A 14,673-nucleotide genomic window follows, 5' to 3' on the forward strand; every position below is an offset into this window, starting at 1 on the left:
TCGTGTTACGCGCGTGAACGGTCGCGCCGGTTTATTCGCGAACTCGTCGTTCGATTGCCTGCGGAACGGGGGTTACAAATGACACGAGACAGCAAGACGATTAGCGCCGTCTTCATGACGGTCGTACTGGTTCTGGCCAGCGGCGCGGCCGTGTCGTTCGCGGCGACGGCGGACGACGGCGGCGCGAACGCCATCGGCGTACAGGACACGACCACCGGAGACGGCCTCAACGAGACGACGACGGAAGACGACGGCGTCGACGAAGGCGACGGCGTCGGCGAGACCGAGACCGAGGAGGACGGGGAGACCGCCGAAGGGGCGAGCATCACCATCGACGAACAGGAGAGCGACGGGGAGATGCTCGTCGTCGATTCGGTGACGGTGCCCGAGGGTGGCTTCGTCGTCATCCACGAGGAGAACTGGGAGGGCGCGCCGCTCTCGACGGTCCTGGGTAGCTCGGTGTACCTCGACGCCGGTACTCACGAGGACGTGGAGCTATCGCTCGCTCGGCCGCTCGAAGAGAGCCAGACCGTCGTGGCGATGCTCCATTCGGACACCAACGACAACCGCGTGCTGGACTTCGTCCTGTCGAGCGGGAACCTCGACGGGCCCATCGTCGAGGACGAATCGCCCGTCGTCGACGACGCCGAGGTGACCGTCGGACAGGACACCACGACCGAGGAAGACGTGGAGACGGTGACCACGACTGAAGAAGACGATGTCGAGACGGTCACGACGACCACTGAAGAGGACATGGAGACGGTGACCACGACCGAAGAAGACGACGTCGAAACGGTCACGACGACCGAGGAAGACGAGGTCGAGACGGTCACCACGACCGAAGAGGAGGGGATGCAGCAACTCGTCTTCAAGGTCGAGGAGATGGCGATCGACCGGTGGTCGTTCGTCGTCGGCGACGAGGAGATGCCCGACGAGACCGTCTACGTCAACGGCTCCGAACTGTTCCCGCCGGACGGCTCGCTGACCGACGAGCGAGTCACGGTCGACCTCGCGGAACTGGCCGAGCAGGGCGAGGTCGAGCAGGAGGACCTGATGGCGACCACGACGCGCAGTCCCGAGGAGATAGAGCAGGACATCGAGGAGAACCTCTCGGGCGACATCCCGACCGTGCGGTACGTCGTCCAGGGAGTGAACGTGGAGAACGCCACGCTGGTCGTCACGGTCCCCGAGGACATGGACCTGCCCGAACAGCCCACGGTCGAGGAGCCGACGACCACTGAAGAGGACGTGGAAACGGTGACCACGACCGAAGAAGAGGACGTGGAGACCGTCACGACGACTGAGGAAGACGTGGAAACGATGACCACGACTGAAGCGGATGTCGTCGACGAGACCACGACCGAAGAGGACGTGGAGACGATGACCACGACCGAGGAGGAGGTCGACGAGACCACGACCGAAGAGGACGTGGAAACGATGACGACGACTGAAGCGGATGTGGTCGACGAAACCACGACCGAAGAAGAAGACGTGGAGACAGTGACGACGACTGAAGAAGATGTCGTCGAAACGACGACCGAGGAAGCCGAGGTCACCGAGACCACTACTGTCGACGAACCGGCCGGCGAGGCCTCGTCCTTCGAGGTCGCCGAGCTGGACGCGCCCGCGAGCGTCGCGGTCGGCGACACCATCGACGTCTCGGCGACGGTATCGAACCCCAACGACGAGGAGGCCACGCAGACCGTCGCCTTCCGTCTCCAAGGTGACGTCGTCGCCCGCGAGGACGTCACGCTCGGCGCGGGCGAGGAAACGACCGTGTCGTTCGGCGTGGACACGACCGGCATCGAGCCGGGCGAGTACGTCCACGGCGTCTACACCGTGGAGTTCGGTGAACTCGACGTTATCGTGCTCGAGGACGCGGCCGACGACGAGTCCGACGAGGGCGACACGGCCAGCGACGAGGAGACGACCGTCGGCGACGAGATGGAGACCACGACCACGGCCGCCGAGTGAAACTCGCGGTCGACCGTTCCGGCGAGGCCGGACGACGCCCGAGCGGCGAAGTCGCCCGAATCGCCCGACGAACCACCGCACTCTCGCGGTTCCGTTCTTTCGCGCCCCGTGAGCGTCGCGGACCGACCGATTCTTACCCGCCCGAGCCGTAGCCGGACGTGATGGACGCGCCGCTGTGGACCGAACGCCATGCGCCCGACCTCGCCGACCTGCCCCAGTCGGAGGTCCGCGAGTACCTCCAGAAGGCGGTCGACGACCCGATAAATCTCGTCCTCTACGGACCGTCCGGAGCCGGCAAGACCGCCGCCGTCCGGGCGCTGGCCCGCGAGGCCCACGAGGACCCCGACAACGACCTCGTGGAGATAAACGTCGCGGACTTCTTCGGCATGACGAAAAAGGAGATCGCGTCGGACCCGCGATTCTCGTCGTTCATCGACAGCAAGCGCAAGCGCAACTCCTCGAAGGCCGACCTCATCAACCACGTCCTCAAGGAGTCGGCGAGCTACTCGCCGGTCGCCGGGAGCTACAAGACCGTGGTGCTGGACAACGCCGAGGCCATCCGCGAGGACTTCCAGCAGGCGCTCCGCCGGGTGATGGAGCGCCACCACGGGGCGACCCAGTTCGTCGTCACCACCCGCCAGCCCACGAAGCTCATCCCGCCCATCAAGTCGCGGTGCTTCCCGGTCGCGGTGCGCGCGCCGACCGTCGAGGAGACCGTCGACGTGCTGGCAGGCATCGTCGAGGCGGAGGCAATCGAGTACGACGAGAACGGCCTCGAATACGTCGCGGGGTACGCCAACGGCGACCTCCGGAAGGCAATACTGGGCGCACAGACCACCGCCGAGCAGGCGGGCGAGGTCACGATGAACGCCGCCTACGAGGTGCTGGGCGACGTCGGCGTCCGGAGCGAGGTCGAGGCGATGCTCGACGACGCCGAGGCGGGCGAGTTCACCGACGCCCGCAAGACCCTCGACGACCTGCTCGTCGACGAGGGGTTCACCGGCGAGGAAGTGCTACAGGAGATTCTGGACGTGGCCCACGCGGGACGGTACACTGGCGACGAACTGGCCGAGGTGACCCGGCTCGCGGGCGAAATCGACGCCGACCTCGCCGAGGGGGCGAACGACCGCGTTCACGTCTCGCACCTGCTCGCCGAGTTGGGCGCGACGGGGGAGGCGTAGTCTCACTCCAACCATGCCCCTCCCGGACACACTCGAACGAATCGGCATCGTCGTCGGTTCCGCGTTCCTGCTCGCGCTCCCGGCGAGCGCGCTCTCGACGTTCCTGTTCGGCGTCGGCGACGCTCCGGCGGCGACTCCGTACATCTGGGTACTCCCCGGGCTGGTCGTCGGTCTCCTCGTGGCGACCGATAGGCTCGGCGTCACGTACCACGCGATATGGAAGTTCTCGCTGGCGAGCTACTTCGCGGCGTTCGTCGGTGCGGGGCTGCTCGGTCTGGACGCGGGGACCGACGACCCCGCGCTGGCGGTCGGCTGGTGGCTCGTCTCCATCGCAGTCGGCGTCCTCGTCGCCCGGACCGACTTCCGGACCGCGCTCGCCGGTGCGGACCGATAGGTCGCGTCGGGCGACGGACCCGACACTCTTGACGGTGGCCTGCGAAGCACACGGCGTGCCAACCCTCTCTGAAACCTACCTCGAGAACCGGTTCCGCGTCCAGCCCAACGACGCCAACAACGTCGAGACGCTCCACGGCGGCAACCTGATGAAGTGGCTCGACGAGATCGGCGCGATGTCGGCGATGCGCTTTTCGGGCGAGACCTGCGTCACCGCGGGCGTCGACGACCTCTCGTTCCACCGGCCCATCCCGCTCGGCGACACCGCGCTGGTGGAGGCGTACGTGTACGAGGCCGGCCGGACCAGCGCAACCGTCCGGGTGCAGGCGTGGCGCGAGGACCCCCGGACGGGCGAGACCGAGCGCACGACCGAGTCGTCGTTCACGTTCGTCGCGGTCGAGGACGGCGGAAGTCCGGTCGAAGTGCCCGAGTTGACGGTCGAGACCGACGAGGGGGAGCGACTGCGCGAGGAGGCGCTGGACGCCAACTCGTAGCTCAGCCTAGCACTACGACGTGGCGGTCGAGCGACCGGTGAACGCGGCGCTCGAACTCGTTCTCGACGGTCCAGCCCCGCTCGCGGGCCGTCTCGGCCCACGAGCGGTCGCCGACCACGACCGCGCGACTCGCGACCCGGCGGGCCTCCGAGAGCGCGCCGGCCACGAGGTCGTCGAGGTCGAGGTTCGCTATCTTCGACTGGCGGCCGTAGGGCGCGTCGAACACCACGGCGTCGAGCGAGTCGTCCGGGACGGGCAGGTGGGTCGCGTCGCCCTGCACGGTCGCCCACTCGCCCGTGGCTCGCGGGTCCGGGTCGAGATACGCGGCGAGGTTCTCGCTCGCGCCCCGGACCATCTTTCGCTGGGCGTCCGCGCCGTAGGCCGTCGCGCCGACCAGTCCCGCCTCCACGAGGACGCCCCCGGTCCCACACATCGGGTCGAGCAGGGTCGCGCCGGGCCGCGCTCCCGCGAGGTTGACCAGCGCGCGGGCCAGCATGGGGTCCATCCCGCCCGGCTGGAAGAAGGGCCGGTCGGTCGGCTTGCGCGTCCCGTAGTCCCGAACGCTCTCGCTCTCGAGCCACCCCACGATGCAGGTGTCCTCGGAGAAAATCGCGCGGAGTTCGCGGTCCGGGTCGTCGAGGTCGACCGCGAACCCCCGGTCGACGAGCACCTGCCCGAGGGCGCGCTCGGCGCGCTGGGTGTCGACGCCCGTGAGGTTTCGCACGTCGCGGGCGCGGACCGCCACGGTCGTCGCCGCGCCGGCGTCGACTCCGTCGCGCCTGCCGTCCCCGTCGCGGTCGATTTCGGCGCAGTCCAGCAGCGCGCGCGCCGACTCGACGCTGGCGTCGGTCCGCCCGAGGAGTTCGCTGGCGCGGTGGGTGTACGCCAGATTCCGGACGCGGTCGGTAATCGTCGAGGCGGTGGCGAGGCCGGGGGCGACGACCTCGACTCCGGCCGCTGCGCTGGCGGCCTCCGCGGCCGCGAACCGGTCGTCCTCGCCGGCGAGTTCGAGCGCGTACACGACTGCCCGGAGGCGGCCGCCAGTCTTGGGGATTTCGTCTCCCTCGCGCGGATTCGTACCGCACACCGCTCGACGTCGCGCCGTACCACATAAACCCTTCAGCCTATCTGTCAGGACCGAGTACCAACCTTTATAAACCTTAAATACGACATTTAAGTCGAACATGACCGACCCAAAGGAGACCATCAACATTGAAAACGTGGTCGCCTCCACCGGCATCGGGCAGGAACTCGACCTCCAGAGCGTCGCCATGGACCTCGAGGGGGCCGACTACGACCCCGAGCAGTTCCCAGGTCTCGTCTACCGCACCCAGAACCCCAAGTCCGCCGCGCTCATCTTCCGGTCGGGCAAAATCGTCTGCACCGGCGCGAAGAGCACGGCCGACGTCCACGAGAGCCTCGAAATCGTCTTCGACAAGCTCCGCGAGCTCCAGATCGACGTGAACGAGGACCCCGAAATCGTCGTCCAGAACATCGTCACGAGCGCGGACCTCGGACGCAACCTCAACCTCAACGCCATCGCCATCGGCCTCGGTCTGGAGAACATCGAGTACGAGCCCGAGCAGTTCCCCGGGCTGGTCTACCGGCTCGACGAGCCGGAGGTCGTCGCGCTGCTGTTCGGGTCGGGCAAGCTGGTCATCACCGGCGGCAAGAAGCCCGAGGACGCCGAGCAGGCGGTCGACAAGATCGTCTCGCGGCTCGAAGAGCTCGGCCTGCTGGAGTAGGAATCGTCGCCGCGGACTGATTCTCTCGCCCCGACCAACGACAAACCGCTACTTCCTTGCCCTGTCGCTCCCGACTCGTACGCATGGCGACTCCTATCGTCGCGCTAGTCGGCACGTTCCTGCTCGCGGTGCTGTTCTACGGCGTCACGGCCCACATCGCCGCGCGGTACGTCCTCGGCGACGTGCCTCTCTCGCGGGCGTTCGCGGTCGGACTCGTCCCGGCGATAATCTCGTTCGCGCTACAGGCGTACGGTCCGGCGGTCGTCATCGCCCTGAGCGGGGCGGCGGACCTCTTCGCCATCAAGGCGGCCTACCGGCTCAAGTACCGGACTACGGCCGTCGTGACCCTGACCCACTACACCGTGAGCGCGCTCGTGGGCATCACGATATTCAATCTGGTCCGGCTGCTCGCGACCGCGCCGACGTGAGACGGAGGGCGGCGTTCCATCGACAGATTGGCGCGCGGTCCCGACGCGAGGTTGTAGTGCCGGTTCTTCTGGGACTGGACAGTCGCCAGTTCGGTACGCTCCCGGATAGCGACCGGGCCGTCTCGAAGCGACCTACTGCCTCGACCGACGGGAGACCGCACCGCAACCACGGGCCTCACTCCACCAGTCGCTCGATCTCGGTCACCAGAATCCCGCTCGCGCCCACCGACTTCAGGTCGTTGATGGTCTCGAACACGTCGCGCTCGTCGACGACCGCGTGGACCGCGACCGTGTCGTCTTCCCCGCCGTTTCCACCACTTTCGACGTTCATCACGGTCGGGCCACCCAGCCCCGGAATCACGTCCCGGACCTCGTCGAGGCGGTCCTCGGGCGCGTTCATCATCAGGTAGCGCTTGCCGTCTGCCGACAGCACCGACCGGAGCGCCATCACGACCTGTTCGACCTTCGGGTCGTCGGCGACGTCCTCGCGGGCGAACAGGTGGACCGAACTCTCCAGGACCTCGTCGACGACCGCGAGCCGGTTGACCTTCAGGGTCGTCCCCGTGGAGGTGATGTCCACGATGGCGTCGGCCATCTCGACGTGGGGCGTGAGTTCGGTCGCGCCCGAGACCTCCACCACGTCGACCTCGACGTCCTGCTCGTCGAAGTAGCGCCGAGTGATGGTCGGGAACTCGGTTGCGACGGTCTTGCCCGCCACGTCCGCGACCGACTGGATGTCGCCGTCCTCGGGGGCCGCGAGGACGAGCCGACACTGGCCGAATTCGAGGTCGAGCAGGTCGGTGACGTTACCGGGGTCGGCCTCCCGGACCTGGTCGAGGCCAGTGATGCCGACGTCGGCCGCGCCGTCGCTGACGTACTCGGGCACGTCGGCCGCGCGGGCGAACAGCAGTGTGACCTCGGGGTCGACCGTGTCGGCGTAGAGCTTGCGGTCCGCGCCGTCGACGGCGTGCAACCCCGCGCGTTCGAGCAGTTCCATCGCCGGGTCGTGGAGTCGGCCCTTGTTCGGGACGGCGATTCTCATGTGACACCTCCGGCTTGACGTTCGCGGCGGAACTACCTTTCGTCACGCCCCAGTCTCCCGTCACCTCGCGAGCACCGTCGTACAAAGGTTCAAGTACGAGAGCGGGACGAAACCGGCCCGTGACCTGATTCGGGCCGGGACGCGTTCGCGGTCGCGCGGCGCACCGCGTTCCGGGAGCGCGTCGCTCCGCGACGCCAGCGACGAACGCGCCGCCAGTTCGCCCCGACTCCCTCGGACTCGACCGAAGAGCAATCCACTTACTCCCGGCGCTCGGACGCCGAAATATGGCCGTCCCCGCCGTCGCGAGCCCCGCGATTGCAGTCGGCGTCGTCGCCGTCCTCTCGTTCGCTACGCTTCGACTGTACGCGCGGCGCGCCGCGAAGGAACCGCCGAAAATCGCGATGCGTCGCATCCGAGTCGCCATCGCCGCCGGCGCGGTGTCGTCCGGAGTGGTCGCACTGTTGGCTGCCGTCGCGGCCGACGCGCTCGACCTGACCGAGGCCTCGCTCCGGGCGGTGAGTCCGGCGCTCGCCGAGTCGCCGGTCGGCGCAGTGCTGACGTGGATACCAACCATCTTCGGCGTCACGGTAGCGATCGAAGCCAGCTACCTCGGCGCGTTCCCCTTCGTCCGCGAGATTCGGGACCTGGGTGTGTCCGTCCCGACGGCCGCGTGGAGCGTCGCGAAGTACGTCGGTCAGTTCTTCGCCCTGTTGGTCGCGGTCCTCGGCACGATGAACCTCCTTCCGGCGGGCGCGTTCGCCTCCTCGCTCTCGACGCTCGCGCTGCTGGTCGCGGTCGGAGCGGCGCTCCTCGCGCTCCAGCCGTGGGTTCTCGCGCTCCAGCACGACGTCAGGGAGCCGACCGACGCGGAACGCGAGCGTATCGCGGGACTCTGCGAGACGGCGGGGGTCTCGCCTCGAACGGTTCGCGTCCTCGACCTCGACTCGAACAGCGTCGCCACCGCGACGCTCGCCGGTCTGCCCGGCCACCGTCGCCTCCTCGTGACGACCGACCTGCTCGCGGACCTCGACGACCGATACGCCGCAGCAGTGGTCGCCAGCGAGACGGGCCGAGCGAACCACTACTACCGCGAAGCCAAGTTCGCAGTCCTCTTCGCGGTCGCGGCTCCCGTCCTCGGAGTGTCGTCAGGCGAACTCCAGTCGCTGACGGGAGTCGACGCCGCCCCGCTCGCCCTCGGAATCGTGGCCCTCGCGGTCGTCCTTCTGTGGCTCGGCAGGCGACTCGTCTACGCGGCCGACGACTACGCGGTCGACCGCGTCGGTGCCGAGACGTTCGCCGAGACCCTCGAGACGCTCGCCGACGACTTGGCGGTCTCCTACGAGTCCGGCCGTCTGCTCAGCCTGCTACTGATGCGGCCGCCCCTCGGCCGGCGACTCGACCGACTTCGGAGTCGAATCGGCGACTGAGACGTCCACCGGGCGCTACCGCCCGGTCCGACGGTCCAGCCCGAGCAACGACCGCCGATCGCTGTCTCAGGTTCCGTTCGGACTCAATCGAAGTGCGACCGCTATCGTCCCGAAACGACGTGAGTTCGAACTCGGACGGGGAGACCGGGCGAGTGCGCCGTGACCCGATGGATTGACACGCCGGGCGCGAGAACGCCGACGCATGACGACTCTGCGAATCGCCGGTGGCGAGGTGCTCCATCCCGACGCATCGGTCGAGACGGGCGACGTGCTGGTGGACGCCGACGAGGGCGAGATTCTGGCGGTCGGCGACCCTGAGGAGGTGCCCGAGGGCGACCAGCGACTCGACGCCGAGGGCGGGCTGGTGATGCCCGGCCTCGTCAACGCTCACACCCACGTCGCGATGACGCTCCTTCGGGGGTACGCCGACGACAAGGAACTCGACGCGTGGCTACGGGAGGACATCTGGCCCGTCGAGGGCGAACTGACGCCCGAGGACGTGCGTGCCGGGGCCGAACTCGGGCTCGTGGAGATGATTCGCTCCGGGACCACCGGTTTCGGGGACATGTACTTCCACGTCCCCGAAACCGCCGACGCGGTTGCACGGGCCGGCCTGCGCGCCCGCCTCGGCCACGGCGTCGTCACGGTCGACAAGGACGGGGCGGTCGCCCGCGAGGACCTCGAAACCAGCCTCGACGTCGCCCGCGAGTACGACGGTGTGGCCGACGGTCGCATTCGGACCGCGTTCATGCCCCACAGCCTCACCACGGTCGGTGCGGAGTATCTCCGCGAGTACGTCCCCGAGGCTCGCGAGCAGGGGACGCCCGTCCACTACCACGCAAACGAGACGACCGACGAGGTCGACCCCATCGTCGACGAGGAGGGACAGCGTCCTCTCGAGTACGCCCGCGACCTCGACCTGACCCGTGCGGGCGACTTCGTGGCCCACGGCGTCCACGTCGACGACGCCGAAATCGACCTGCTGGCCGAGACCGGCACTGCCGTAATCCACTGCCCGGCCTCGAACATGAAGCTCGCCAGCGGGATGGCTCCGGTCCAGCGGCTCCTCGACGCGGGCGTGACGGTCGGGCTCGGCACCGACGGCGCGGCCTCGAACAACGATCTGGACCTGTTCGACGAGATGCGCGACGCCGCCATGGTGGGGAAACTCGCGGCCGACGACGCCAGCGCGGTCCCGGCCGAGGCAGTCGTCAGGATGGCGACGGAGGGAAGCGCCGACGCACTCGGATTCGACAGCGGCCGCATCGAGGCGGGCGCGAACGCCGACCTCGCGGTCGTGGACCTCGACGCTGCCCACCTCACGCCCCGCCACGACCTCGTGAGCCACCTCGCGTACGCGGTTCGCGGGTCGGACGTGCGCCACACCGTCTGTGACGGCGCGGTGCTGATGCGCGACCGCGAGGTGCTGACCCTCGACGAGGCGGCGATTCGGGCTCGCGCCCAGGAACGCGCTCGGGCCGTGGTCGAACGCACCGAGAAACAGTAACGTAGCGGTCAGGAAACGGCTCGTTGAAGCCGACCGATAAACGACGAGGAACGTTTTTGAACCGTTTCGAGCGGGCTGAGATCGTCTCTGGGTCCGCGTGAACCCCGCGAACGGAATGGACGGGAATCCGGATTTAATCGCCCGTTTCCCGTAGGTCCGAGCACATGACATCGAAGCAATCGCTGTTCGCCGTGTCGCTCGTGGGCTTCGTGCTCGCGTCGGGCGTCGCGGTCGCCGGCGTCGCGTCGGGTACTACCAATACGGTCGGCAACGACCTCGGCGTCGCGGTCGAGAACGTCGGCAACGACGGAGCGACGGTGACCGTAACCAGGAACGGGTCGGCAGTCGCCAACGCCTCGGTGACCGTGGAGGCGGCTGTCGACGGGTCGTACGCGGGCACGGGCGAGTACGAGACCGGCGCGAACGGGACCGTCTCGCTGCCCGACCCCGACGAGGACGTGACCGTCGAGGTCATCGCCGCGACCGGGAACGCGACCGGCTCGACGACCACCACGCTCACCGCCGGCGACTCCGACGACGCGGCCGGAGCGTTCGGCCAGCGCGTCTCGTCGTTCGTCCACGAGATACTGGGCGCTGGCGACGACGGCGGTCCGCTCGGGCACCTGGTCTCGGAGTTCGCGACCGAGAACAACCCCGGTAACGCCTCCGAGAAGAAGCCTGACCACGCGGGCGGCCCCGGCGCGGCGAACGAAACCGGGGACGGCAACGAGACCGGCGCGGACGACGAGCGCGGCCCGCCCGACCACGCCGGCCCCGACGGCGACGATGCCGGCGAGAGCGGGGACAGCGACGACGCTGACGACGGAGAAGAGAGCGACGAGGACGACGACGGAGAGGCCAGCGACGACGAGGATGGCGGGTCGCGGGGACCGCCCGACCACGCCGGCAACGGACAGGGCAACTGAGCCGCCTCGGCGACGCCGTGTCTCCCGCTCGCCGTGCGGAAACGCGACGATAGCTCACCGCAGATACCGCATCTCTATCTCGGGAAGTCGCTTGCGGACCGCGACGTACACGACCGACACACCGAGTGCGACGACCGTGGCCGTCCGGACCCACCCGTCGAACAGGACGAGTCCCGGCACCGAGAGCACGGCCGCCAGCAGCAGGTCCTCGGGCGCGCCGTCGTAGCGAATCCAGCGCCGGGGTCGGACCCACCGTCCGGCGGGGTGAACGTACACGCCCCGCTCGTCGGTCGCCTCCCACGGCCGGAGTTCGAGCCCCCCGCCCAGCGCGTCGGTGACGCAGTGGAGCGTCGCCGACAGCAGGAAGAACGCGGCCGCGACCGTCGCGGTGCCGGGCGCGACCAGCGCAGCGACTCCGGCCGCGAGCGCGGCGGCGGCGTAGTACGCCGGGAAGTGGAGCGTCCGGCGGTGCTGGCCGCCGAGCAGGTCGAGGTCGGGGAACGTGCCGCCGACGACGGCCGCACCCGCCGCCATCGGTGCGAACTCCGGCGCGAGAATCGCGAGCGGGGACGCGAGCGCGATTCCCATCACGGCGTGGGTCGTGTTCATCATCGTCGGGTCGCCTCCGCGCTCGTCCTCGCGGTCGATCCGGTCCGTCCCCGGGTCGGTCTGGAGTCGAACATCGGTCAGTCGTCGGCCGGCGAGCGGTCGCCGGCGCTCGGTGACGCGTCGCTCGACTCGACCAGCGGCGTTCCGTCGGCGGCCGGCGCGAGTTCCGGTCCGAACGGCGGCTCCTCGGGGTCGACGACGCGGGTCTGGCGGTAGTCTGTCGAACGCTCGACCGGCGTCCGCCCGATTGCGGTTATCATCTCGACGTACTCCGCGAAGCTCCGGGCCTCGCCGAACTCCCCGCCCGCACGCTTGGTAATCTCCTCGCTCAGGATGGTGCCCATGAAGTCGTTCGCGCCACACGACAGCATCTTGAGCCCCTGCTCGTCGCCGTACTTGACCCACGACGACTGGACGTTCTCGACGTTGTCGAGGAAGAGCCGACCGACCGCTATCATGAGTTCGTCCTCGTGGACGGTCGCGCCGGCCTCGACCATCCCGCGCTCGTGGAGGGGCGTGCTCGGGTGGACGAAGGAGAGGGGCACGAACTCCGTGATGGCTCCGGTCCGGTCCTGTAGGTCCCGGAGTCGCTTCAGGTGGAGCGCGCGGTGGGCCTCGTTGTCGACGTGGCCGTACATGATGGTGGCGGTCGCGTCGAGGCCGACCGACGTGGCGGCCTCCATCGCTTCGACCCACTCGTCGGTGCCGATCTTGCCGGGGCAGATGACCGACCGGACCTCGTCGACCAGAATCTCGGCGGCGGTGCCGGGCACGCTGTCGAGCCCCGCGTCCTTCAGCCGGCCGTACACCTCCTCGTAGGACCAGTCGGTGCCTCGGCGCGCGTGGTAGGCCTCCTCGGGCGTCATCGAGTGGAGGTGGACGCCCTCGACGCTCATCGCCTCCATCTGGTCGACGTAGGTGCCCGGGTCGGTGACGTAGGCGTCGGCCGACTTGTAGTTGAGGTCGCCCCGGTCGCTCGATTCGAGGATTTCGAGGTGCTCGTCGTCGAGCGCGAACGCCGGGTGGAGCCCGCTGACCGACGTGACCTCGTAGATGCCGGTCTCGCGCGCCGACGCGACGATATCGCGGGACTCCTCGGGCGTCTTGGTGAACCCGCCGTGGTCCGCGCCGCGTTCTTCCTCGAAGTTCTCGGCGGTGTCCTTGAAGTTGCAGAACAGACACCCCGTGTTGCACGCGGTGGTGACGTTGTTGTTGAGGTTGGCGACGAACGTGACCTCGTCGCCGACGACCTCGGCTCGTCGGCGGTCGGCGGCCTCGAGCACGCGCTCTTTGCGAGCGAGGTCGATGCCTTCCCGGTCGGTGCCCGTGGCCAGCAGCTCGATCGCGTCGTCGACGGTCAGTCGCTCGCCGTCGCGGGCCTTCGCCAGCGCGTTCTCGAACGACTGGTCGGTGTCCGGGACGTGCTCGAACTCGAACTCGTCCCTCGGGACGTTCGTCCGTACCGCGTCTTCCATCGCTCGAATCGACGGGTGGCAGCCGTAAAAACCGCCGGGTTACGGCAGACTCCGGTTGGTGTCGGTCGTCGACCGCGCGGTGGCGGCTCGACGCCGATACGTTGGCCGAACGTGCACATTCGACCGCACGGGTCCACGGGCAGTACGCACGGGAATGGAAACGCCTTAGTCCGGCCGCGGACTCCCCTCGCACATGACCGACAAGCGGGTGCGGCCCAGAGCCGCCACCGCACGGAGGCGGTCGCAGTGACCAGCGTGAAGGAGTTTCGGGTCGAATCCGAGCCCACCACCGACGCGCTCGGGGTCGGAGCGTTTTCCTTTACCGACGACTATTCGGTGTTCGACTGGGGGAAGATGCCCGACGAGATTCCGGACAAGGGCGCGAGCCTCTGCTCGATGGGGGCGTACAACTTCGAACGACTGGAGGCCGAGGGCGTGCCGACCCACTACCGGGGCGTCGTCGACCCCGACTCGGGCGAGGTCGTCGACTTCGACGCGGTCGACGCCCCGCCGACCGAGATGGCCATCGACCTGACGCAGGTGCCCGAGTTGCCACGCGACGGCCGGGACTACGACTACGACGCCTACTTCGCCGACGCCGGCGACAACTACCTCGTCCCGCTGGAGGTCGTCTTCCGCAACAGCGTGCCCCCGGGGTCGAGCCTCCGGGCGCGGACCGACCCCGCCGACCACGGGCTGGACTTCCCCGAGTGGCCCGAGGGCGTGGTCCAACTCGAAGAGCCAATCGTGGAGTTCTCGACCAAGTACGAGGAGAGCGACCGCTACCTCTCGCGGACGACGGCGGACCGCATCGCTGGCAAGGCCGACGTCGGGGAACTGGCCGACCTCGCCCGCGCGGTCAACCGCGTCGTCACCGAACGCGGGGCCGAGGTGGGGCTGACCCACGAGGACGGCAAGATAGAGTGCCTCTACGTCGAGGGCGACCTCCGCGTGGCCGACGTGGCCGGCACCTTCGACGAGAGCCGCTTTAGCTACCACGGCCAGCAGGTCAGCAAGGAGTTCCTCCGCCAGTACCACAAGGCCACCCAGCCCGAGTGGGTCGAGGCGGTCGGCGACGCCAAGGCCGAGGCGAAGGCCCGCCACCGCGCCGACTGGACGGCGCTGTGTGACGCCGAGCCGGAACCGCTCGCCGCCGACGTTATCGCCGCCGCGCGGGACCTCTACGCCGCCGGCACCAACGCCTACGTCGGCCGCGACCTGTTCGACGCGCCCGACCTCGACGACGCGGTGGCGGCGGTGCGGGACCTCTGAGCCGGCAATCTTGGGGAAGCCGTCGTCGCGCGTCTCGAATTCGCTGCCGCTCGCAGCCGAAATCGAACGGGCCACGCTGGCGCGCGCTGGCGTGACCCGCCAGTGGTCACGCCGACGCGCGCGAGGGAGGGGCGCGCTCGTGCGCCCCGAGGCTGGGGCGGGATGAGGCTCGCCGTCGCGGTGCGGTGTTGTTGCGGTCG

14 protein-coding genes are annotated in these 14,673 nt (G+C 68.8%); 10 read left to right on the forward strand and 4 right to left on the reverse strand.

All coding sequences use genetic code 11. The features are described 5' to 3' along the window. Positions 1 to 78: 78 nt before the first annotated feature. The 4 genes from EPL03_RS01825 (at position 79) to EPL03_RS01840 (ending at position 4,042) form a co-directional block, all read left to right on the forward strand. Complete coding sequence (locus EPL03_RS01825; RefSeq protein WP_135827634.1) at positions 79 to 1,974, forward strand: DUF7282 domain-containing protein; 1,896 nt, start codon at positions 79 to 81, stop codon at positions 1,972 to 1,974. Between the two features lie 161 nt (positions 1,975 to 2,135). Beyond that, entirely contained in the window at positions 2,136 to 3,155 is a 1,020-nt protein-coding gene (locus EPL03_RS01830; RefSeq protein ID WP_135827635.1) for an AAA family ATPase, read from the forward strand. Positions 3,156 to 3,168: 13 nt separating this feature from the next. Further along, positions 3,169 to 3,549 (forward strand): hypothetical protein, encoded by a 381-nt coding sequence (locus EPL03_RS01835; RefSeq protein WP_135827636.1) that lies wholly within the window; start codon positions 3,169 to 3,171, stop codon positions 3,547 to 3,549. Between the two features lie 55 nt (positions 3,550 to 3,604). After that, on the forward strand, positions 3,605 to 4,042 hold the full coding sequence (locus EPL03_RS01840) for an acyl-CoA thioesterase (RefSeq protein WP_135827637.1): 438 nt from the start codon (positions 3,605 to 3,607) through the stop codon (positions 4,040 to 4,042). 1 nt (position 4,043) lies between these two features. Here the strand turns inward: EPL03_RS01840 and EPL03_RS01845 are convergent, their stop codons facing one another. After that, entirely contained in the window at positions 4,044 to 5,063 is a 1,020-nt protein-coding gene (locus tag EPL03_RS01845) for a methyltransferase domain-containing protein (protein WP_135828561.1), read from the reverse strand. 163 nt (positions 5,064 to 5,226) lie between these two features. On the opposite strand from EPL03_RS01845, the gene EPL03_RS01850 reads away from it, so the two are divergent. Both EPL03_RS01850 and EPL03_RS01855 read left to right on the forward strand, forming a co-directional pair. Further along, on the forward strand, positions 5,227 to 5,787 hold the full coding sequence (locus EPL03_RS01850; RefSeq protein WP_115797963.1) for a TATA-box-binding protein: 561 nt from the start codon (positions 5,227 to 5,229) through the stop codon (positions 5,785 to 5,787). A gap of 83 nt (positions 5,788 to 5,870) precedes the next feature. Beyond that, positions 5,871 to 6,215, forward strand: coding sequence for a DUF7473 family protein (locus tag EPL03_RS01855; protein ID WP_135827638.1), 345 nt, complete (start codon positions 5,871 to 5,873; stop codon positions 6,213 to 6,215). A gap of 175 nt (positions 6,216 to 6,390) precedes the next feature. On the opposite strand, the gene hisG is transcribed toward EPL03_RS01855, so the two are convergent. Further along, complete coding sequence (hisG, locus tag EPL03_RS01860) at positions 6,391 to 7,257, reverse strand: ATP phosphoribosyltransferase (protein WP_135827639.1); 867 nt, start codon at positions 7,255 to 7,257, stop codon at positions 6,391 to 6,393. Between the two features lie 284 nt (positions 7,258 to 7,541). On the opposite strand from hisG, the gene EPL03_RS01865 reads away from it, so the two are divergent. The 3 genes from EPL03_RS01865 (at position 7,542) to EPL03_RS01875 (ending at position 11,117) form a co-directional block, all read left to right on the forward strand. After that, positions 7,542 to 8,684 carry a M48 family metalloprotease gene (locus EPL03_RS01865; RefSeq protein WP_135827640.1) on the forward strand — a complete coding sequence of 381 codons (1,143 nt, stop codon included), beginning with the start codon at positions 7,542 to 7,544 and terminating at the stop codon, positions 8,682 to 8,684. 202 nt (positions 8,685 to 8,886) lie between these two features. Beyond that, positions 8,887 to 10,191 (forward strand): amidohydrolase, encoded by a 1,305-nt coding sequence (locus EPL03_RS01870; RefSeq protein ID WP_135827641.1) that lies wholly within the window; start codon positions 8,887 to 8,889, stop codon positions 10,189 to 10,191. 164 nt (positions 10,192 to 10,355) lie between these two features. Further along, a complete protein-coding gene (locus tag EPL03_RS01875; RefSeq protein ID WP_135827642.1) occupies positions 10,356 to 11,117 on the forward strand; it encodes a hypothetical protein in 762 nt (253 codons plus the stop codon). 54 nt (positions 11,118 to 11,171) lie between these two features. Here EPL03_RS01875 and EPL03_RS01880 read toward each other — a convergent pair whose 3' ends face one another. After that, a complete protein-coding gene (locus tag EPL03_RS01880) occupies positions 11,172 to 11,729 on the reverse strand; it encodes a metal-dependent hydrolase (protein WP_135827643.1) in 558 nt (185 codons plus the stop codon). Between the two features lie 74 nt (positions 11,730 to 11,803). Continuing rightward, positions 11,804 to 13,201 (reverse strand): 7,8-didemethyl-8-hydroxy-5-deazariboflavin synthase subunit CofH, encoded by a 1,398-nt coding sequence (gene cofH / locus EPL03_RS01885; protein WP_135827644.1) that lies wholly within the window; start codon positions 13,199 to 13,201, stop codon positions 11,804 to 11,806. Between the two features lie 246 nt (positions 13,202 to 13,447). Here cofH and EPL03_RS01890 point away from each other — a divergent pair, with 246 nt between their 5' ends. Then, a complete protein-coding gene (locus EPL03_RS01890; protein ID WP_135827645.1) occupies positions 13,448 to 14,473 on the forward strand; it encodes a phosphoribosylaminoimidazolesuccinocarboxamide synthase in 1,026 nt (341 codons plus the stop codon). Positions 14,474 to 14,673 lie beyond the last annotated feature (200 nt).

The organism is Halorussus halobius, assembly GCF_004765805.1.
Taxonomy (GTDB): domain Archaea; phylum Halobacteriota; class Halobacteria; order Halobacteriales; family Haladaptataceae; genus Halorussus; species Halorussus halobius.